Annotated in this window: 17 protein-coding genes, 4 tRNA genes and 2 pseudogenes; 12 read left to right on the top strand and 11 right to left on the bottom strand. The window is 66.9% G+C overall.

Annotation, left to right across the window (positions count from 1 at the left end):
- Positions 1-50: 50 nt before the first annotated feature.
- The 4 genes and pseudogenes from OG589_RS34880 to OG589_RS34865 all read left to right on the top strand — a co-directional run.
- A pseudogene (locus OG589_RS34880) lies at positions 51-353 on the top strand (tyrosine-type recombinase/integrase); the annotation flags it as partial.
- A 133-nt stretch (positions 354-486) separates the two neighbouring features.
- A complete protein-coding gene (locus OG589_RS34875) occupies positions 487-1,860 on the top strand; it encodes an IS1380 family transposase (protein WP_405142476.1) in 1,374 nt (457 codons plus the stop codon).
- A gap of 628 nt (positions 1,861-2,488) precedes the next feature.
- Positions 2,489-3,862, top strand: coding sequence for an IS1380 family transposase (locus OG589_RS34870; RefSeq protein ID WP_405142476.1), 1,374 nt, complete (start codon positions 2,489-2,491; stop codon positions 3,860-3,862).
- Positions 3,863-4,066: 204 nt separating this feature from the next.
- On the top strand, positions 4,067-4,582 hold the full coding sequence (locus tag OG589_RS34865) for a hypothetical protein (RefSeq protein ID WP_405142475.1): 516 nt from the start codon (positions 4,067-4,069) through the stop codon (positions 4,580-4,582).
- Between the two features lie 349 nt (positions 4,583-4,931).
- On the opposite strand, the gene OG589_RS34860 is transcribed toward OG589_RS34865, so the two are convergent.
- Together OG589_RS34860 and OG589_RS34855 are read right to left on the bottom strand one after the other, a co-directional pair.
- Positions 4,932-5,465 (bottom strand): flavoprotein, encoded by a 534-nt coding sequence (locus tag OG589_RS34860; protein ID WP_405142473.1) that lies wholly within the window; start codon positions 5,463-5,465, stop codon positions 4,932-4,934.
- Positions 5,462-6,076: a hypothetical protein gene (locus tag OG589_RS34855; protein ID WP_405142471.1), complete on the bottom strand. Its 615-nt coding sequence runs from the start codon at positions 6,074-6,076 to the stop codon at positions 5,462-5,464. Before OG589_RS34855 ends, OG589_RS34860 begins: the two co-directional genes overlap by 4 nt.
- A 72-nt stretch (positions 6,077-6,148) precedes the next feature.
- On the opposite strand from OG589_RS34855, the gene OG589_RS34850 reads away from it, so the two are divergent.
- Entirely contained in the window at positions 6,149-6,484 is a 336-nt protein-coding gene (locus tag OG589_RS34850) for a tyrosine-type recombinase/integrase (RefSeq protein WP_405142469.1), read from the top strand.
- A 108-nt stretch (positions 6,485-6,592) separates the two neighbouring features.
- Here OG589_RS34850 and OG589_RS34845 read toward each other — a convergent pair.
- Positions 6,593-6,667, bottom strand: a tRNA-Lys gene (locus tag OG589_RS34845).
- A gap of 229 nt (positions 6,668-6,896) precedes the next feature.
- Between OG589_RS34845 and OG589_RS34840 the strand changes: the two genes are divergently transcribed.
- Positions 6,897-7,370 (top strand): PspC domain-containing protein, encoded by a 474-nt coding sequence (locus tag OG589_RS34840; protein ID WP_405142467.1) that lies wholly within the window; start codon positions 6,897-6,899, stop codon positions 7,368-7,370.
- Here the strand turns inward: OG589_RS34840 and OG589_RS34835 are convergent.
- Both OG589_RS34835 and OG589_RS34830 read right to left on the bottom strand, forming a co-directional pair.
- Positions 7,367-8,659 carry an MFS transporter gene (locus OG589_RS34835; protein WP_405142466.1) on the bottom strand — a complete coding sequence of 431 codons (1,293 nt, stop codon included), beginning with the start codon at positions 8,657-8,659 and terminating at the stop codon, positions 7,367-7,369. The genes OG589_RS34840 and OG589_RS34835 overlap by 4 nt on opposite strands.
- Positions 8,660-8,851: 192 nt before the next feature.
- A complete protein-coding gene (locus OG589_RS34830) occupies positions 8,852-9,193 on the bottom strand; it encodes a metallopeptidase family protein (protein ID WP_405142464.1) in 342 nt (113 codons plus the stop codon).
- A 162-nt stretch (positions 9,194-9,355) separates the two neighbouring features.
- On the opposite strand from OG589_RS34830, the gene OG589_RS34825 reads away from it, so the two are divergent.
- The 6 genes and pseudogenes from OG589_RS34825 to OG589_RS34800 all read left to right on the top strand — a co-directional run bounded on the left by OG589_RS34825 (position 9,356) and on the right by OG589_RS34800 (position 13,075).
- Positions 9,356-11,002 (top strand): metallophosphoesterase, encoded by a 1,647-nt coding sequence (locus OG589_RS34825; RefSeq protein ID WP_405142462.1) that lies wholly within the window; start codon positions 9,356-9,358, stop codon positions 11,000-11,002.
- A gap of 84 nt (positions 11,003-11,086) precedes the next feature.
- A tRNA-Glu gene (locus OG589_RS34820) sits at positions 11,087-11,159 on the top strand.
- Between the two features lie 105 nt (positions 11,160-11,264).
- Positions 11,265-11,339 (top strand) — tRNA-Asp (locus OG589_RS34815).
- A 26-nt stretch (positions 11,340-11,365) separates the two neighbouring features.
- Positions 11,366-11,439, top strand: a tRNA-Phe gene (locus OG589_RS34810).
- Positions 11,440-11,892: 453 nt separating this feature from the next.
- Positions 11,893-12,090, top strand: a pseudogene (locus OG589_RS34805) (IS3 family transposase); the annotation flags it as partial.
- A 328-nt stretch (positions 12,091-12,418) separates the two neighbouring features.
- Positions 12,419-13,075 (top strand): flavodoxin family protein, encoded by a 657-nt coding sequence (locus OG589_RS34800; protein WP_405142461.1) that lies wholly within the window; start codon positions 12,419-12,421, stop codon positions 13,073-13,075.
- Here the strand turns inward: OG589_RS34800 and OG589_RS34795 are convergent.
- Genes OG589_RS34795 through OG589_RS34770 form a run of 6 tightly spaced genes read right to left on the bottom strand, consistent with a single transcriptional unit; the run spans position 13,018 to position 18,147 of the window.
- Positions 13,018-13,554 carry a hypothetical protein gene (locus OG589_RS34795; RefSeq protein WP_405142460.1) on the bottom strand — a complete coding sequence of 179 codons (537 nt, stop codon included), beginning with the start codon at positions 13,552-13,554 and terminating at the stop codon, positions 13,018-13,020. The two genes, OG589_RS34800 and OG589_RS34795, sit on opposite strands and share 58 nt — an antisense overlap.
- Positions 13,544-13,936, bottom strand: a complete 393-nt coding sequence (locus OG589_RS34790; RefSeq protein WP_405142458.1) for a carboxymuconolactone decarboxylase family protein — start codon at positions 13,934-13,936, stop codon at positions 13,544-13,546. Before OG589_RS34790 ends, OG589_RS34795 begins: the two co-directional genes overlap by 11 nt.
- Before the next feature lie 3 nt (positions 13,937-13,939).
- Positions 13,940-15,148, bottom strand: coding sequence for an MFS transporter (locus OG589_RS34785; protein WP_405142456.1), 1,209 nt, complete (start codon positions 15,146-15,148; stop codon positions 13,940-13,942).
- Positions 15,149-15,155: 7 nt separating this feature from the next.
- Complete coding sequence (locus OG589_RS34780) at positions 15,156-15,668, bottom strand: aromatic-ring-hydroxylating dioxygenase subunit beta (RefSeq protein WP_358046591.1); 513 nt, start codon at positions 15,666-15,668, stop codon at positions 15,156-15,158.
- Positions 15,665-16,984: an aromatic ring-hydroxylating dioxygenase subunit alpha gene (locus tag OG589_RS34775; RefSeq protein ID WP_405142455.1), complete on the bottom strand. Its 1,320-nt coding sequence runs from the start codon at positions 16,982-16,984 to the stop codon at positions 15,665-15,667. The genes OG589_RS34780 and OG589_RS34775 overlap by 4 nt, the downstream gene beginning before the upstream one ends.
- Positions 16,981-18,147, bottom strand: coding sequence for a glycosyltransferase (locus tag OG589_RS34770; protein WP_405142453.1), 1,167 nt, complete (start codon positions 18,145-18,147; stop codon positions 16,981-16,983). The genes OG589_RS34775 and OG589_RS34770 overlap by 4 nt, the downstream gene beginning before the upstream one ends.
- Positions 18,148-18,381 lie beyond the last annotated feature (234 nt).

Here is an 18,381-nt window from a genome sequence, read left to right as displayed (position 1 = left end):
TTCATTTGATCAATCCCCGCTGACTCCCCAGAGCTCACGTCTTCACGACAGGCCTCGGGCGGCCGATCTACCCGGACACCGTCACCCAACTCATCAGGGACCTCGTGAAGGCCTACAACGCCCCCGCCAAGGGACAGGCGCCGACGGTACCGCTCCCGTTCGCTCGGCTGCACGACCTTCGCCACGTCCACGCGACCACGCTTCTCCTCGCCGGCGTGCCGGTGCACGTGGTCGCCGCTCGGCTCGGCCACGCCGACCCCGCGATCACCCTGAAGGTGTACGCCCACGTGATCCGGACGGCAGAAGCGTCGGCGGCTGACATCTTCGCCCAAGCGCTGAAGCCGGCCCCGTAGGCCGCTGTTAGCCTGCGGCTTTCGCGGCGAATTTGAGTCATCTTGATCGTTTACATGAGAAAAGTGCCTTTGAGCTGGGAGGATAGGGCTTGTCTAGGGTCCAATCCGCGCCAGTTCAGAAGGCACTTTTCACGTGAAGACTATCGTCTCTCAGCGCAAGATCGTGGTGTCCGCCGACGGTTCGGGGCTCATCTCGCAGGCCGGCGGGCTGCTGCTGTTGGAGACGTTGCGCATCACCGGTCTGCAGCGGGCGCTATCGGATCGGTTGGAGCGGTGGCGGCCGACGCGGGCGGTCCACGATCCCGGCAAGGTCATCGCTGATCTGGCTGTCACTTTGGCGCTGGGCGGGGACTGCCTGGCCGACATCGCGATGCTGCGCGCTCAGCCCGAGTTGTTCGGCCCCGTGGCCTCCGATCCCACCGTCTCGCGGCTGATCGACCGACTGGCCGCCGACCCGATGCGGGCGCTGAAGGCCATCCGCGTAGCCCGTGCCGCCGCCCGTGAGCGGGCCTGGGCCCTGGCCGGGCATGATGCGCCCGGCGCAGAGGGCGAACTGATCCCGCTGGACATCGACGCCACCATCGTCATCGCCCACTCCGACAAACAGCAGGCCACACCAACCTGGAAGAAGACCTTCGGCTTTCACCCGATGACGGCCTTCGCCGACCACGGCCCCGGCGCTGCCGGTGAACCATTGGCCATCATGCTGCGCGCGGGCAATGCCGGGTCCAACACCGCCGCCGACCACATCGACACCACCACTTTGGCCCTGGCCCAGCTTCCCAAGAACCGCCGTCGCCGTGTGCTGATCCGCACCGACTCCGGCGGCGGCACCCATGGGTTCCTCACCTGGCTGACCCGGCCCGGCCGCCGACTGCCCTACTCGATCGGGTTCACCCTCACCGACGACATCGGCGCCGCGATCCTGGCCCTGCCCGCCAGTGCCTGGACGCCGGCCTACGACGCCGACCGGCAGGTGCGGCCCGGCGCCTGGGTCGCCGAGCTCACCGGCATGCTGGATTTGTCGGCCTGGCCGAAGGGGATGCGCCTCATCGTTCGCAAGGAACGCCCGCACCCGGGGGCGCAACTGCGGTTCACCGATATCGATGGGCACCGCTTCACCTGCTTTGTCACCAACACCCCAGCCGGTCAGCTCGCCGATCTGGAGCTACGCCACCGCCGCCGCGCCCGCTGCGAGGACCGTATCCGAGCCGCCAAGGACACCGGCCTGCGCAACCTCCCGCTGCATGACTTCTCCCAGAACCAGATCTGGCTGGAGATCGTCGCGCTGGCCTGCGAACTGCTGGCCTGGATGCAGATGCTCGCCCTGGAGGGGCACGCCCGCCGGTATGAACCCAAACGCCTTCGGCTACGCCTGTTCGCCGTCGCCGCCCGCCTTGTCCGCGGCGGCCGCAGGCTACGACTGCGCCTGCCCGCGCGCTGGCCCTGGGCCGGCCAGCTCACCGCCGCCATCGCCCGGCTACAAGCACTACCCGCACCGACCTGACCACCACAAAACCGCCCCAACAAGCACGAAAGGAGCCCGTCGGGCCCGTGGAACCCCGCCCACCCGGCGCGACAGCCGGGCCACTGGGCTGACCACAACGGCGAATTCAACTCCCAGCCGAACCGCTCAGCCGACCAAACGAAGATCGCGAAAGATCGAGGTTAGCAGAAGTGTTAGCAAACACCCTCGGATGAAGGTCAATCCGAGGGTGTTTTTGCTGGTGGGCCGCCAGGGACTCGAACCCTGAACCTACGGATTAAAAGAAGACGCTTCGATCAAAGTCCGGGGCTCTGACCTGGGTGTGCAGTGTCCGGGGACGTTCGCTGGATTCCGCCGTTGTCCGCGCTCTTGGCTGTACTGGTGGCTGTACAGCCAAGTGCCTGATCCCCCATCTGCCGTCGACCACCCGAAGGGGTGGCGGGCTGGGCCAGGGGGCAAGGTCGAGCGCTACTGGAGGTACGGCTATGGACGCTTGACCATGCTGGTGCTCGCTTGCCCCGAACTAACCTGCGGCTTTCGCGGCGAATTTGAGTCATCTTGATCGTTTACATGAGAAAAGTGCCTTTGAGCTGGGAGGATAGGGCTTGTCTAGGGTCCAATCCGCGCCAGTTCAGAAGGCACTTTTCACGTGAAGACTATCGTCTCTCAGCGCAAGATCGTGGTGTCCGCCGACGGTTCGGGGCTCATCTCGCAGGCCGGCGGGCTGCTGCTGTTGGAGACGTTGCGCATCACCGGTCTGCAGCGGGCGCTATCGGATCGGTTGGAGCGGTGGCGGCCGACGCGGGCGGTCCACGATCCCGGCAAGGTCATCGCTGATCTGGCTGTCACTTTGGCGCTGGGCGGGGACTGCCTGGCCGACATCGCGATGCTGCGCGCTCAGCCCGAGTTGTTCGGCCCCGTGGCCTCCGATCCCACCGTCTCGCGGCTGATCGACCGACTGGCCGCCGACCCGATGCGGGCGCTGAAGGCCATCCGCGTAGCCCGTGCCGCCGCCCGTGAGCGGGCCTGGGCCCTGGCCGGGCATGATGCGCCCGGCGCAGAGGGCGAACTGATCCCGCTGGACATCGACGCCACCATCGTCATCGCCCACTCCGACAAACAGCAGGCCACACCAACCTGGAAGAAGACCTTCGGCTTTCACCCGATGACGGCCTTCGCCGACCACGGCCCCGGCGCTGCCGGTGAACCATTGGCCATCATGCTGCGCGCGGGCAATGCCGGGTCCAACACCGCCGCCGACCACATCGACACCACCACTTTGGCCCTGGCCCAGCTTCCCAAGAACCGCCGTCGCCGTGTGCTGATCCGCACCGACTCCGGCGGCGGCACCCATGGGTTCCTCACCTGGCTGACCCGGCCCGGCCGCCGACTGCCCTACTCGATCGGGTTCACCCTCACCGACGACATCGGCGCCGCGATCCTGGCCCTGCCCGCCAGTGCCTGGACGCCGGCCTACGACGCCGACCGGCAGGTGCGGCCCGGCGCCTGGGTCGCCGAGCTCACCGGCATGCTGGATTTGTCGGCCTGGCCGAAGGGGATGCGCCTCATCGTTCGCAAGGAACGCCCGCACCCGGGGGCGCAACTGCGGTTCACCGATATCGATGGGCACCGCTTCACCTGCTTTGTCACCAACACCCCAGCCGGTCAGCTCGCCGATCTGGAGCTACGCCACCGCCGCCGCGCCCGCTGCGAGGACCGTATCCGAGCCGCCAAGGACACCGGCCTGCGCAACCTCCCGCTGCATGACTTCTCCCAGAACCAGATCTGGCTGGAGATCGTCGCGCTGGCCTGCGAACTGCTGGCCTGGATGCAGATGCTCGCCCTGGAGGGGCACGCCCGCCGGTATGAACCCAAACGCCTTCGGCTACGCCTGTTCGCCGTCGCCGCCCGCCTTGTCCGCGGCGGCCGCAGGCTACGACTGCGCCTGCCCGCGCGCTGGCCCTGGGCCGGCCAGCTCACCGCCGCCATCGCCCGGCTACAAGCACTACCCGCACCGACCTGACCACCACAAAACCGCCCCAACAAGCACGAAAGGAGCCCGTCGGGCCCGTGGAACCCCGCCCACCCGGCGCGACAGCCGGGCCACTGGGCTGACCACAACGGCGAATTCAACTCCCAGCCGAACCGCTCAGCCGACCAAACGAAGATCGCGAAAGATCGAGGCTAATGGTAGAGGCATGATCAGATCTACCTACGAGGAGCGACGATGCCGGTGTGGTTACGGAGCAAGAACCTTTGGATGAATTCCGCGCTCCTTCTCGCATTGATCGCAGTGTCCGCAGCGCAGTTCCAACGCACGCAAGCATTGTCATGGATCGCATGGGTGCTGTTGTTGATCTGTTTGCCGCTCTGGCTGCTGCTGACGGCAGGCTGGGGGGGTCTTCGGCGTCCTGGCGCGTGGCTCGTTGGGTCCTATGCCTGCTTCGCTAGCGTTTACGTGTTGCATGACGTGAGCGTTCTGGAACGCGTCTCGTTCCTAGCCGGACTTGTCTGTGTGGTGGTCGCCTTCATCAGGGCCGGCATCCGGGCCGCTGTGAGGCACACTTTGTTCTGGGTGCTGCTGGCAGTTGCCTCACTTGCTGCTTTCAAGGTGTTCGCGGCCTTGTTGCCTGGGGTGGAGATGGTGATCCTTTCCCTGCTCCCAATCGGCTTCTTGTGGGGTGCTTCGTTCTCCGCCCGGACGAGCGTGCTTGAGCGCCAGGACAAAGCCCGGCTACCGTAGCCGGTGCTCTGAGAGCGCAACTCTCGGTTTCTGCACGCTCCGGCCCCTGGGAATCCGGTGGGTCGGGGCTGAGGAACGAAGTCCCGGCCCTTCGATCGCCCTCGGCCCCGTACGGCGACTGACCGCAGCGCGATCGCAACCTGTAGTGGTGGCGGCGGGCCGGTGGTTGGCGAGGCACTGACGTACGGCGGGGTGCGCCTACGGCGATGCCCCGCGCGGCGCCCGCGCCGTGACCGGCCCCCAGGCCGCATGCGCGGCGCGGGGACGTCGGCGCGGGGCGTACGGTGGCGCGGCGCGCCGCCGCTTGATACATAACAGAACAATTCGGCAAGATCCGAACTACGTCCGTCTACGTTTCCGACGAGGGAAGGGCGGACACGGCGAGATGCCACGGGTAGGCGTCGGTGTGGTCGGCTCCGGAGCTGGGGGCGTGGGGCTCGAACTGTCCGGGACCGATGAGGACCTGGACGCCTTCGGCGCGTAGATGGTCGACGCTTCGGCGGAACGGTGCCCGGCTCTCTAGGGCGGAGTTCACGAACGGCAGGATGGCGACGGGGATGCCGAGGCCGGGGGCTTCGGCTAGTAGGCCGAGGGCGTAGGTGTCGGCGATGCCTTGGGCGAACTTGTTGATGGTGTTGTAGGTGGCGGGGGCCACGATGATGGCGTCTGCCCTGGGCGACTTCGGTTCTCCTGGTTTGCGGTACTGGCTGCGGACGGGGCGGCCGGTCTGCTTCTCCAGGGCTGGTACGTCGATGAAGTCGAGTGCGGGCGGGGTGGCGATGATTGGGACCGTCCATCCGGCGTCTTGAGCCAGCGTGACGAGCTTGCCAACGTCTCCGGCGGGGCCGGCGGCGCACACGATGATGTAGAGAACCTTGCTCACGCGGACACTCCGAGGGATTCGGCGTACTCGCGGGTTTCACGCCGGACGGTGATGGGCGCGGTGGCGAGGAGGTCGCGGACCAGGCGCAGAGTGGCGGGTCGGGCGGTGATCTCTTCGGGGGCGATTTCGCCGGCGGCGCGTAGGACGTAGAGGGCTTGGTCGTGTTTGTTCCAGGTGAGGAACGCGCGGGCAGTGTCGAGCAGGAGTGTGGCTTTCCGCTCGTTGATCGGTAGGGCGTCGATGTTGACCTGCCTGGCGTAGTCGACCGCGGTGCCGGCGTCGCCCATGGTGAGGGCGATGTTCACCCGGTGGCATAGGACGTTGTTCGGGCCGAAGGCGGTCCACATGTGGTTGCCGTCGTGGCCGAGTCGGCGCCCGGCTTGGCCGGCCTCGTCGAGGAGTTCGGCGGCGGTGTGCCGGTTCCCGGTCTGGGCGGCGGCGACAGCTCCGCTGAGCAACAGGGATCCGTACACCGATAGGTCGTTGTCGCTCGGTTGGGTGAGGTCGGTGTCCATGCGCTGGGCTGCGGTGCTGGCCGTGGTGATGGCGGCGCGGTGGTGCTTGCCGTCCATGAGGGCGCGGGTGATGATGCGGGCGCTGGAGCCGATCACCAGGGAATTCTCTGAGGCATGGGCGGCTTGGGTGCTGCGGTCGGCTGCCAGCCAGGCAAGGCCCTTGTCATCTTGCTTGAGCAGGATGGAGGCGGCGACGTGGTGGGCTTCGGCGGACAGTACGTGTGCCCGGTGGCGGGCGTCCCCGGTCGCACGCCCATAGAGCCGGGGAACCTCAGTACGAGGTGGCGCAAGACCAGGGCCAAAGCGGGGCTCCACTGGCTGCGGCTGCACGACCTTCGCCACGCCTGCGCCTCGTTCCTGATCGCTTGCGGTGCCTCGCCGAGAACGGTGATGAAGACGCTCGGTCACAGTCAGATCGGGCTGACCATGAACACGTACGCTCACGTCCTGCCCGAGGTCGAGCGGGCGGCTGTCGACGCGGTGGCCAAGAGGCTGTTCGGGTGATCAGTGTGAAGTGCGAGGGTCGGGCTCCTGAGACGGGGTCCGACCCTCTTGGCTGTAGCGAGTGGCTGTAGTGCGGTCGAGGGCAAGATCCAAGACCGATGTTTTTGCTGGTGGGCCGCCAGGGACTCGAACCCTGAACCTACGGATTAAAAGTCCGCAGCTCTGCCATTGAGCTAGCGGCCCAGCTAGATTGCAGGGTACTGAGCGTACCGCCCCCTGCGCGACTGCCTTCCCCTCTCGCCCGTTTCGATACGGTCTGGAGCCGGGCGACACGGCCTTCACTCGACGTGGTTCCCTGTCAGGGTGAGGCCCAAGCGGTTCCTTGAACGTTAGCAGGCTTCAGGGAGTCACCAGGGTCGGGCCAGGGGGAATCCCGATGTGCGAACGGGGCCCCTCAGGGCAGTCTGGAGCCATGAACGAGATGAACATTCAGGGCCATTCCACCACCAAGGAACTCCGCCGCACCCGCGAAGGCAGGATCGTCGCCGGCGTGTGCTCAGGTGCGAGCGAGTTCATCGGCATCGACGCCAACATCATCCGGCTCGGACTCGCCGTCGCCACCTTCTTCGGCGGCCTCGGCGTCGGCATCTACGCGGTCGCGTGGCTGCTGATCCCCGAAGAGGGCAAGAACACCTCCATCGTCCAGGACCTCATCAACAAGCAGAAGAGCGGCTCAGGGTCCACCTGGCAGCAGGTCTCGTCCTACTGGCAGCAGCCGTCGCGGCCCCAGGACGCCTCCCCGTACGGCAACCGGCCGTCCTACGCCGACCAGTCGCCGTACTCGGCGGACCAGGCCCCCTACGCCGCCCCGGCTCCCCAGCCGCACCCGCAGTCGCCGACGAGCCGGCCGCAGTCGCCGGTGGACGAGCCCCCCACGAACGCCTAGGTCACCTGGGTGCGGACCCTGGTGATGATCTCGGTACGAGACTCGGTCCAGAGCATGGCCAGTAGCGCGGCCACGGAGAGCCCCGCCGCTCCGGCGAGGGCGACCACCGGCTCTGGGCCGAGTGCTTGCGCGGCGGCGCCGCCGATGAGGATGCCGATGCCCTGGGCCGCGAGCAAGCCGGACTGGACCAACCCGAAGGCCTGGCCCCGGCGGTTGGCAGGCACACACTGCACGAACGCGGCATTCGCCGCGAGCTGGTACGCCCCACCCACCCCGGCGAGGATCCACAGGGCCAGCACGACGGCCAGCGGAGGCCGCATCGCGCACCCGATCAGCGGGGCGCAGCTGAGCATCGCCATCCACCCCATGGCATGCAGGCGCCCGGTCGGCGCCACGAACCGGCTGAACGCGAAGGCCCCCAGCACCGTCCCCGTCGGCATGGCGGCCATGAGCAGGCCCGTGATCAGCGTGACGCCTCTCGGATCATCGCTGAGCGTCGCGGCGTACGGCACGGCGATGCCCTCGGGAAGCACGTAGAAGCCGCAGAGCCAGGCGAACAGGACGAGCGTGCGCAGCCGCCTGTCGCCGAAGACGAGCCGAGCCCCGGCCTTGGTCATCGCCCACATGGAAGCGTGCGTATCGTCCTCAGGGTCAGGCGCGGGACGCCGCCGCACGCCGGCCGCGAGGATGAGCGCCGAGGCCACGAAGGTCAGCGCGTTCAGCGCGAGGCCACGATAGGCGCCAATGGTCGCGATCACCCCGGCCCCGGCGGCGAAGCCCAGCATCTGCACGCCCTGGTTGGTCATGTTCTGCAGCGCCGAGCCCGCTACGTACCGATCGCCCTCCAGGATCTCCGGCAGCAGCGCCGCCCGGGCGGCCGTGAACGGCGAGCTGAGCAGCACCACGCAGAAGACCAGTGCGCACAGCACAGGGAACGGCATGGTGGGCACGGCCATCAGACCGACCAGAAGCGCCCTGGTGAGGTCACACACGATCATGATCTGACGCCGCGCGAACCGGTCGGCGAGCCCCGCGAGCAGCGGTCCGCCGACGATCGGCGGAAGGTAGGTCAGGGCGTAGACCCCGGCGGTGGCCAGCGGGGAGCGAGTCCTTTCGAACACGAGGAGTGCCAGCGCGACCTGGGCAAGCTGGTCGCCGAGCAAGGAAAGGCACTGACCGACCCACAGCGCACGGAACTCGCCGATGGCGATGACCTCGCTGTACGTCGCTTGGCTTTCCGGCGATCGGCGGTGCCGCCCGGGCAGCCGGCCTGGCCTCGTGGCCGCCATATGTCTCCGCTGCGCTCGCTGGGCCGTTCCTGACAGACCGTGTTCAGTATGTCACCTACGGTGCCGACTGCGGGCGCGGTTGCGCAACCCTGCTGGCCGTACGGATCTCAGCGCAAGGCCGTTATCAGCGGATATGTCCAGAGGAGTCCCGCCGGGTAGGCGAGCTGTAACAGAGAAGCCGCCGTTCCGGGCCTACCAGCCGAGCTCGTGGAGACGGTCATCATCGATCCCGAAATGATGAGCGATTTCGTGGACCACGGTGATCTGAACTTCTTCGACCACCTCATCCTCTGTCTCGCAGATCCCGCAGATCGAGTTCCGGTAGATCTCGATGCGGTCGGGGAGGACGCCCGAGTACCACTCACCCCGCTCGGTCAGCGGGATGCCGGTATACAGCCCGAGAAGCCCTGGCTCGGGTGGATCGTCCACGACGACCATCACCACGTTCTCCATCACACGCGCCAGCTCGGGCGGGATCGTGTCCAGCGCCTCGGCAACGAGCTCCTCGAACTTCTCCCGCGAAACCTCGATCACCGTTCAATCGTGTCACCGGTACGCGAGGGTGCGGTAGCTCGTACGGTCAGGAGGGTGCCGGGCGCCCGAGGCGCGGCAGAAGCTTTCTTGACTATCACCGACACCGAGCATGACTCGTGGCTGCTATGAGTCGGACCGTGTTTTCGGGTAGGCAAGACGACGATGAATTTCATGCGCTTAAAGGAAGCCGCCCGGCGGGTGAACGAGCGACGTGCCGTACGCCGGACGGCCAACGTCCTGCTGATCGGCATCGTCGCGGTGGCCGGGGCCTGGCTGGGGATCGCGATAGGCGCCCACGTGAGCACCACAGTGGGTCCCGCACAGATCGGGATGAGCCTGCAACCGTCCTGGGACGGCCAGACGGTCGTGGACGTACGGCCCCTCGGCACCCTGAGGTTCGACTCCCACCACGGGCCCTTACGGCTGAGCCTCAGCCTCGACGGCATCCACGCGGACGTCGCCCAGCAACTCCTGGAGAGCCCCCGCTGGGCCGAGACGCTCCCCGACCTCATCGAGGCCGACCTTCAGGCGGGACTGCGGGAGCTCGTCATCAGAGCCGTCGTGTTCGCGGTCATCGGCGGTCTCGTGACCGGCCTCATCGTCTTCCGGAAGTGGCGGCGGGCGCTGTGGACGGGTCTGGGTAGTTTCACGGCGGTGGCCTTGGTCGGTCTGCTGTCGGTGATGACCTTCAACCCCCGGTCCATCGCCGAGCCGAGGTACACCGGCCTGCTCACCGGTGTGCCCTCGCTCATCGGCAGCGCGGAGTCGATCGTCTCGCGCTTCTCGGAGTATCGAGGCCAGCTCGCCAAGCTGGTCACCAACGTCTCCCAGCTCTACCACGCCGGAACGACGCTCCCGGTGTACTCGCCCGATCCGAACACCCTGCGTGTCCTGCACGTCTCGGACATCCACCTCAATCCGGTCGCTTGGAACATGATCCGCTCGCTGAAGGATCAATTCAAGATCAACCTGATCCTGGACACGGGTGACATCGCCGACCACGGGACGAAGGCGGAGAACAAGTTCGTCGAGGAAATCGGCACGCTCAGGGTTCCGTACGTGTACGTCCGCGGGAACCATGACTCCATCGCCACCCAGCGGGCGGTCGCCCGGCAGAAGAACGCGATAGTCCTGGACGGCGCTGAGAAGACCGTGGAGGGCCTGCGCATCTACGGCGTCGGTGACCCTCGGTTCACGCCCGACAAGACCGTCGACGTCAAATCCGACGCCCAGATGCTGCTGGATCTCGGACGCGCTCACGCCGCCCGCCTGACACCCGCGGGCGACGACGGGAAGCCGGCCGCCTCGAAGCCCTCGATCGAGGCATCCCCGTCTCCGTCGTCCAAGCTGACGAACAGCACGACGAATCCGGCAGGTTCTGGCACTTCCGGAGATTCCGGTGGCAACAAGATCCCCGTAGACGTCGTCGCCGTCCACGACCCCACGGTCGGACGGGCGTTCGGCGGGGCATCGCCGCTGGTCCTGGCCGGCCACGTCCACGAGCGGTCGACCGAGATGCTTCCCTCGGGCACCCGGCTGATGATCCAGGGATCGACCGGAGGAGCGGGCCTTCGGGGACTCGAACACGACGAGCCCACGCCGATCCAGGCCACGGTGCTCTACTTCGACAGGACCTCCCGTCGCCTCCAGGCCTGGGACGACGTGACGCTTGGAGGCCTCGGGGAGCAATGGGTGCAGATCCAACGTCACGTGGAGAGCGAGCCTGGCCGTACAATTTCCCCGGAGCCGGTTCCGACCTCGTCGCCAACGGGAGAGGGTTCCGGCACCGAGTCGCCGTTCCGGCGATGACCACTTTGGCATCGAGGGCCCACGTCCCCTATGCTTCAGAGGTCTCCGACGGAAGGCGTCACGGAACCAGGGCGAGAGTCCTGAGCCCCCATCGTCTAGCGGCCTAGGACACCGCCCTTTCAAGGCGGCGGCACGGGTTCGAATCCCGTTGGGGGCACGCGTGAGCTGACGCTCACCAGTAAGACGGAAGGTCGAAGATCTCCGGAGAGCTGGTAGGCTAAGCGAGCGCAAAGGCCGAGAGTCACAGACTCCCGGCAAGCAAGGTCCTGTAGAGCAGTTTGGAGTGCTCGCCACCCTGTCAAGGTGGAGGTCGCGGGTTCAAGTCCCGTCAGGACCGCTCTGGTGGATGTCTCATCACCACCGGGTCAGGTAGCTCAGTCGGTACGAGCGTCCGCCTGAAAAGCGGAAGGTCGGCGGTTCGACCCCGCCCCTGACCACAGTAACTGAGCAGCACAAACGCCCCGAGCCAATCAAGGCCCGGGGCTTTTTGATGTCCAGTGACAGCAACGCTGACAGCAACGTCATCAGATACCCCCGTTGTACATCTCCCGGGCGATCTCGTCACGCATCCTGAAGTGTTCGGTGAGACCCACATCCGATCCGGTGAAAAGCTGACCACGCTCTCCATGGCGTCATGGAAGGTACGCATGTCGAGATACAAGACGTTGGTAAGCGTGGGAGAACCCCTTGTGGTGATTGGATAGCGCGACTCCTGCGCTGTCGGGTCCAGTTCGTGGAGCTGGAGAATTAGACGCTCCACATTCCGCATCGTCTCGTCGTCTTCACCGAAAGCGTCGGCCTGATCGAACAAGGTCACAGCTTCGCGCCAGAGCTTGTCGATTCTGTGGTGCGGAGGAGTCTTGATCGTCAGGTGAAGCCCTCCCTGCATATCCTGGGCCTTCACCCAGCGCGCCAAGGCTTCCGGCCTGGTCCCGTCCATGGGATCGATCGGTGACTGCTTCGATAACGCCGTCATCGAGTCGTTCTGGGGACGGATGCAGACCGAACTGCTCAACCGCAAACGGTGGAAGACCCGCATCGAGCTGGCCAATGCGATTTTCGAATACCTGGAGATCTTCCACAACCGGTAACGACGCCACAGCGCCTTGGGGATGCTCACCCCCATCGAGTACGAGATGCTCTACCCGAACGCCCAGCTGGCATGAGAGTCAACCAAGCCGACTCCACCGAACTCGGGGTACACCAGAGTCTCCACGAAACCCGGCGCGGTTCAAGCGACAAAGTGAGGCGTTACAGCCCGACGGCGGTGAGGGCGCCTGCTCGTGGTTTTTTTCGATACCCGTTTCGGTGGTGCTCAATTGTGGGTAGGTTGAGGCTTCCTCAGTGTGCGGCCACGGGGGCTTCGTCAGGTGGCCGGTCTTGGGTGGCGCTGAGCGGACAGGGGAGGCCCTTTGGATGAAGATCGTTGCGTTGTCCTGCACGCAGAAGCGTCTCCCGTCGCTGACCGACGCGCTGCTCGAGGCGGCGATTACCGGCGTCGTCCGGGAGGTCAGTGACGCGGAGATCCAGCGGATTCGGTTGATCGACCATCGCATCGCGATGTGCGAAGGCGAGGACACCTGCCTGGATCCCGAGGTGGGCCGGTGCACGCTCGACGACGACTTCGAGCATGTCGTCGATCTGGCCGAGGGTGCGCAGGCGATGCTGCTCGCCATGCCGGTGTACGCGGGGAACGTACCCGCGGTGCTGAAGATCTTCCAGGAACGCTTGAAGAGCTTCATGAACGCCAGGCAACGCCCGTTCGGCAACCTGCTGGTGGGGACGATCGTGCATTCGCGCACGATGCTGACCGAGCCTGCACTGGGATCGTTGTTCCCGTGGTACCTGCGCCTACGGAACAAGAACGTGGCGTCGGCGTGCTTCACCCAGAACGATCATCAGGACCTGACCCGCACCGCGGCGCTCGACCTGTGTGTGGCCGTGGGCCGGCAACTCGGCATGACGCTCGACGGCAGCCGGTCGCCGGCCAACGACCGCACGGCACTGCCGTTGGTTCAATCACCGGCTCGTCCACGGTGCGGTGACCCGGCCGCGTCCTCTCCTGGAGCGTGAGGAGATTCCGCGCGCCAGGTGCACCCGCCGCCCGCCTGTTCGCACGACACCGTGACGTCCGGTTCCACGTAGCGGGCGGCGATGGCGGTGTTGAGTTCCTGGCAGTACGGGCACGGTGACGAGAACGTCAGTATGACGCCGGCGCGGGCGGCCCGTTTGCGGTACCGGAGGATCCCACAGTCGGCGTTGCGCAGGACGGTGCCCGAGGGCTGGGGCTCACTGGTCACTGCCGAGTCGTACAGCAACAGCTGACGCTGCAGCCGGGTCATGAAGTGATCGGTGGCGGATACCCCGGCGGGCCGTTGCGCTTGCAGTAGCTCCGCGGTGATGCGGGAGTTTGCCTGGATCCACGCAGCCAGGCCTTCTTCGCCGTGCTCTCCCAGGATGAACTCCTCTGCGGCCGCCTGGGCCTCGAAGAACCGCTGGCGCCACAGGTCGACCTTCTCGGCCGGGTCGAGGGGAGACAGTTCACTGGTCATGGTCCGCGTCCCTCCCGGTGGCGCCGTCCAGCTCGGCGAAGACCTCCTGGGCGACGCGCAGCCCGTTGTTGGCGACCGGCCAGCCACCGTAGTAGGCGAGCTGAATGATGACTTCGACGATCTTCTCTCGCGACATCCCGAGGTGCAGGGCGGCACCGATGTGGCCGCGCAACTCCCAATCGGTCCGCGCCAGCGTGACCGCGGTCAGCGCGACCAGTTCGCGCTCCTCGACGCTCAGGTGCGGGCGGGTCCAGATCTCACCGAACAAGTGGTCGACGGTGATCTGCAGGAACTCCGGGTAGGAACCCGGGCGCGGTTCGCGGCCGAAGACCTGCTGGAACATGGCCTCACCCCGCTCATGTCGGGCAGACGGCTGATTCATCGATCAACTCCTTCGTGTTGGCCGAACAGTTGTCAACGTCCACGACGCCACGAAGGCGACGACCAGCAGCGCGGCGCCGCTGCCGAAGGCGGCCGGAACACTCACCCGCTCGGCGATGAGCCCAACGACGACCGGTCCGACTACGGCGCCGACATCGGTGCACATCGAGAAGACGGCGACGCCACTGCCGGCCCGGCCGGCGACGACGTCACCGATCAGCGCGGCCGGTGCGGCGTTGAGCAGCGCTGATCCCGCCGCGTACACACTGAGCAGGACGACGAGCCAGGCGTACCCGTCCACGAACACCAAGGCTGTGATCGCCGCCGCAGCCACACCGGTGCCGGCGATCATGGCGGGCCGGCGGCCGGCCCGATCGACAACCCGGCCGGCCGGCATGATCAGCAGCGCCTGAACGACGGCGGATATCGTGAACGCCCACCCGACCCACGTCACGTCATGTCGCCACGCCACAACCACCGTGGGGACCAGTGCGCTGCGCAGCCCGAACAAGACCCATCCCTGCGCCAACGCTGCGAGGCAAGCCACCAAGTAGCGTCGATCCCGCAGCAGGACCGGTAGCCGGACCACGTCACGGCCAGGCTCTGCGCCGGCAGTTCGGCCGGTGCGGAGCACCGCCAGTGTCAGTACCGCGGCGGCCAGCAACAGCACGGCGTACGCCACGAACGGCGCGGACAGGGCGATGAGAGCGAGGAGCCCGCCCAGTGCTGGTCCGCAGATCCCGCCGAGCAGGAAGCCTGCTTCGAACACGGCGCTGGCCCGGCCCCGCTGGTCGGCCGGCGCGATCGCCAGGAGTGTCGCCAGTGCGGACACCGAGAACAGCACTGAGCCGACGCCGCCGAGGCTGCGGAACACGAGCAGCTGCCCGTAGGACCCGGCGAACGCCGTCAGGGCCGAGGAGACCGCACATAGCAGCAGGCCGGCGACCAGGACTCGCCGCTCCCCGAAACGAACTCCGAGCCGGCCGCAGAACGGACTGGTGGCCAGCCGCATCAACGCGAACAGGGCGACGAGCGCTCCGATCTGGGTGGGCCCGGCCCCGAACGTCGCCGCGTACACCGGGAGCACCGGGAGCACCAGTCCCAGGCCCAGCATGACGCAGCCACCAACGACACTGAGGACGTAGACCTCGCGAGGGAGACTCGGCTGGGCGGCGGCAACGGGTGGGACGCTGCCAGGGCCGGCCGCCGTCACTGTCCGATCACAGGATGATGCTGAGCTTTCCGTGCTCGTACAACGTCTCGTGGTCGAGCACCACGACCCGTCGCCGGACCCGGAACGACTCGCCCTCGACGACGAGCTCGAACCGGCATTTTCCGACGTAGGCGTCAGAGCGCCCGTGCCCGAACCGGTACACGATGACATTCGCCGCCACGTCGAGGTGCGTGCCCCGATCGGTCAGGATCTCCACGTTGCTGATCATCCGATTCGTCCGCGACCGAGGGTTCTCGCACCACACCTCACCGTTGAGGAGTTGTTCGATCCGCTGGCGTAGCCGGGCAGCATCATCGTCGATGAGCCCGAGCGCATCGGCCGTCTCGCCGCGGACGTCGGTGGCCGGCACCGAGTAGCGGATGTCGTCGGTCAGCATCTCGTCGTACCACTCGAGCAGGCGCCACTCGTCGAGCAGCCGCGCCTCACGGAAAAGGAACTGGCTCACCCGGTGCCACAACCGCACCTGGGCCGCTTCGTCGACCGTCAGCTCGGTGGTCATCGTGGTTCTGCCCCTTGCATCTCGGCCCGGTGAGCGACCTCGAGGTGACCGTCGTCGCCGTGCATCAGCCGGTCCCACTGCCGCCAGAACTCGCGGGCGGGAAGCTCGTCGGTCGTCTCCGGGACCTCCTTGTTCATACCGCGTGACAGATCCGAGTAGCGGACCGTGCGGTTGAGATAACCCCGCTGGCACGACTCGACGATCTCGATGTCGTCGGGAGTGGCGAAGCCGGCGGGGCCGAGGAACGTCAGGTAGTGACTCTTGCGGAGTTCCCGGATGTCCGGATCCTCGTCCTTGGGGGCCAGGGCGACCGAGGTGATGGCCATCTGGCCGGCGCCGATCGGGTCGATCTTGCGGATCGTGATCGCGATCGCGTCGATGATCATCAAGTTGGGGAAGATCAGCACCGCACGATTGGTGCCGGTGATCCGTTCGGCGCGTTCGGCGCCGAACCGGTCGACGAACCGTGCGGCCGTCGCCTCGATCCGCGGCCGGACCTCGGCGCCGAACATCGGCGTCCAGTAGGCGAGCGGGCGGGCTGCCGCCGGTGGCAGCTCGTTGGCTCCATGCCCCAGTCCGAGGGCGCAGCCGAAGCCGCCTCGTCGTCGTGGTGGCACTGACCCCAGCGACTCCATGTAGCCGACGTAACGCTTGTGCAGGGCCCGGAAGTGGTAGATGTCGACGCTGTTCTCCATCATGAGCTTCCAGTTGGCCCGAGCCCCGTGGAGTTGCGCACCTTGGATCACTTCCATCCCGACCTCGGACTGGTCGTCGATCAGATCGAGGTACTCCGTCGCACCCGCCAGGTACTCGGTCAAGGTGCGCGGCTGCTCCGGATCGAAGGTGACGAACACGAAACCGCGGTAACTGTCACTACGGTGCTGCGCCAGGCCGAAGTCCGCCTTCCGAAAGCCTGGCCCGTACCCGTCCGGGATCGGGACCCCGACCAGGTCGCCCTGGTTGGAGAACGTCCAGTCGTGATACGGGCACCGGAACGATCTGGCCTGCCCGGCCGGCTGCGAGCAGATCAGAGCCCCGCGGTGAGTGCAGCTGTTCGCAAACACCCGGATCACCCCGTCGGACCCGCGCGCCATGACCACCGGGCGCCCGCCGACGTCGCGTGCCACGTAGGAGCCCGGCCCGGGCACCTCCGATTCGTGCCCGACGTACAACCAGCAGCGATCGAAGATCCTGGTCATCTCCCGTGCGGCCAGGTCGTCGTCGGTGTAGGCGCGGCGATCCACCCGGAACGAGAGGCGCTCAAGATCATCGACCACGATCGGGTCGCCCACCGGCCGCTGCAGTTCGATCGTCACTGCTCCCCCTTTCGCTGTAGCGTCTCGACCGTGCTGATGACCAGCTCGGCCGTGCGCACGGCAGAATCGCCGCACTCCGGCTGCGCAGCGCGCAGCCGGGCCCGGTAGTCCCGGGCGGGATCGAGCAGATCGGTGACAGCGTCAGCGACCGCCTGCTCGGTGACGCCGGCCGGCTCCAACGCCGTCCCGAAGCCCGCGCTACCCACGAAGTACGCCTGGACAGGCTGATCCACAGCCAGCGGGATCACCAGCATCGGTGTCGCCGCCCGGATCGACTCCGCCACGGAGTTGTACCCGCCATGGGTGATGAACAGGTCGGCGCGCTCGAGCACCTCACGTTGCGGCAGATACGGGGCGGTGAGCACTTCGTCGGGCAGCGCGAGCTCCTCGGCGAGATCTCCTACCGCAGCGATCACCTGTGCACCGGTCGCCGCCGCCCCGGTGATCACCGTGCGCAGCAGGTCCGGCCGCCGGTAGAAGATCGTGCCGAAGGAGACGTACACCACCGGGCGGTCGGGGTCGATCCGACCCAGGCCCGAGAAGGCGACCTCGTCGCCGCGGGCCCCCGCCGCACCCGGCAACCCGACCAGCTGCACACCGTCATCGGTGACCGCGTCGTCCCCGACGAGAGCAGGAATCGTCGGCATCAAATTGAGAATCGGCGAACGAGCCGAATGAGTCCGGGTCGACCACAACACCCCGTGCCTGGTCAGATAGTCGCCGACCTGCTCGTCGTACGGCCAGCGACCTCGTCGATGCTCGCTCGGGCATACTCCACCCAGGTTAGCCCAGATCATCCCGTACGGCACGCCGGACGCCTGTGCGCCGACCATGGCCGACGCCGTGACCGGCAGCGAATCGACGAGCACGAAGTCCGGCGCCGTCGCACGGAGCGCGTCAGCTGTCTGGTCTGCCACCGGCGACGACTGGAGCATCGGGCCGATCTTCGCCGGGTCGCCGCTCCACGGCGCCATCTCGACCTGCCCGATCGCGTGGACCTGCGCCTTGCCCAAGGCCTGGCGACGCTGCTCGTCGAGCGCGCCACCGTCCGCAGACAACAGCAGCAGCGCAACCTCACTGCCGGCAGTTCGGAGCGCATTGACCACCGGAACATACGGGTTCAGGTGACCATGCTGAGTCGTGGTGAGGAGGGCGACGCGCATCAGATCTCCGATCCATCGAAAGAAGACGACCAGGCCAACTCAAGATCTGGCTCTGGATGCACCACAGCAGCCACGACCGCGACACCCCCCTGCCTTCAGAAACGAGTCGAGACGGCGACGCACGAACGGCAGAACTCCGCCCCCGGACAGGCGAGAACGCCCGGCAGGCGAAAGGGACCGTCGACGTCCAGGTACTGCTACGAGGCTCTACGCATTCCCCACCATCGCTGAGGG

It is taken from the genome of Sphaerisporangium sp. NBC_01403 (genome assembly GCF_045040145.1).
GTDB lineage: Bacteria > Actinomycetota > Actinomycetes > Streptosporangiales > Streptosporangiaceae > Sphaerisporangium > Sphaerisporangium viridialbum.
Note: the sequence above shows the minus strand (reverse complement) of the source record. Positions and strands in the feature narration are given on the sequence as shown.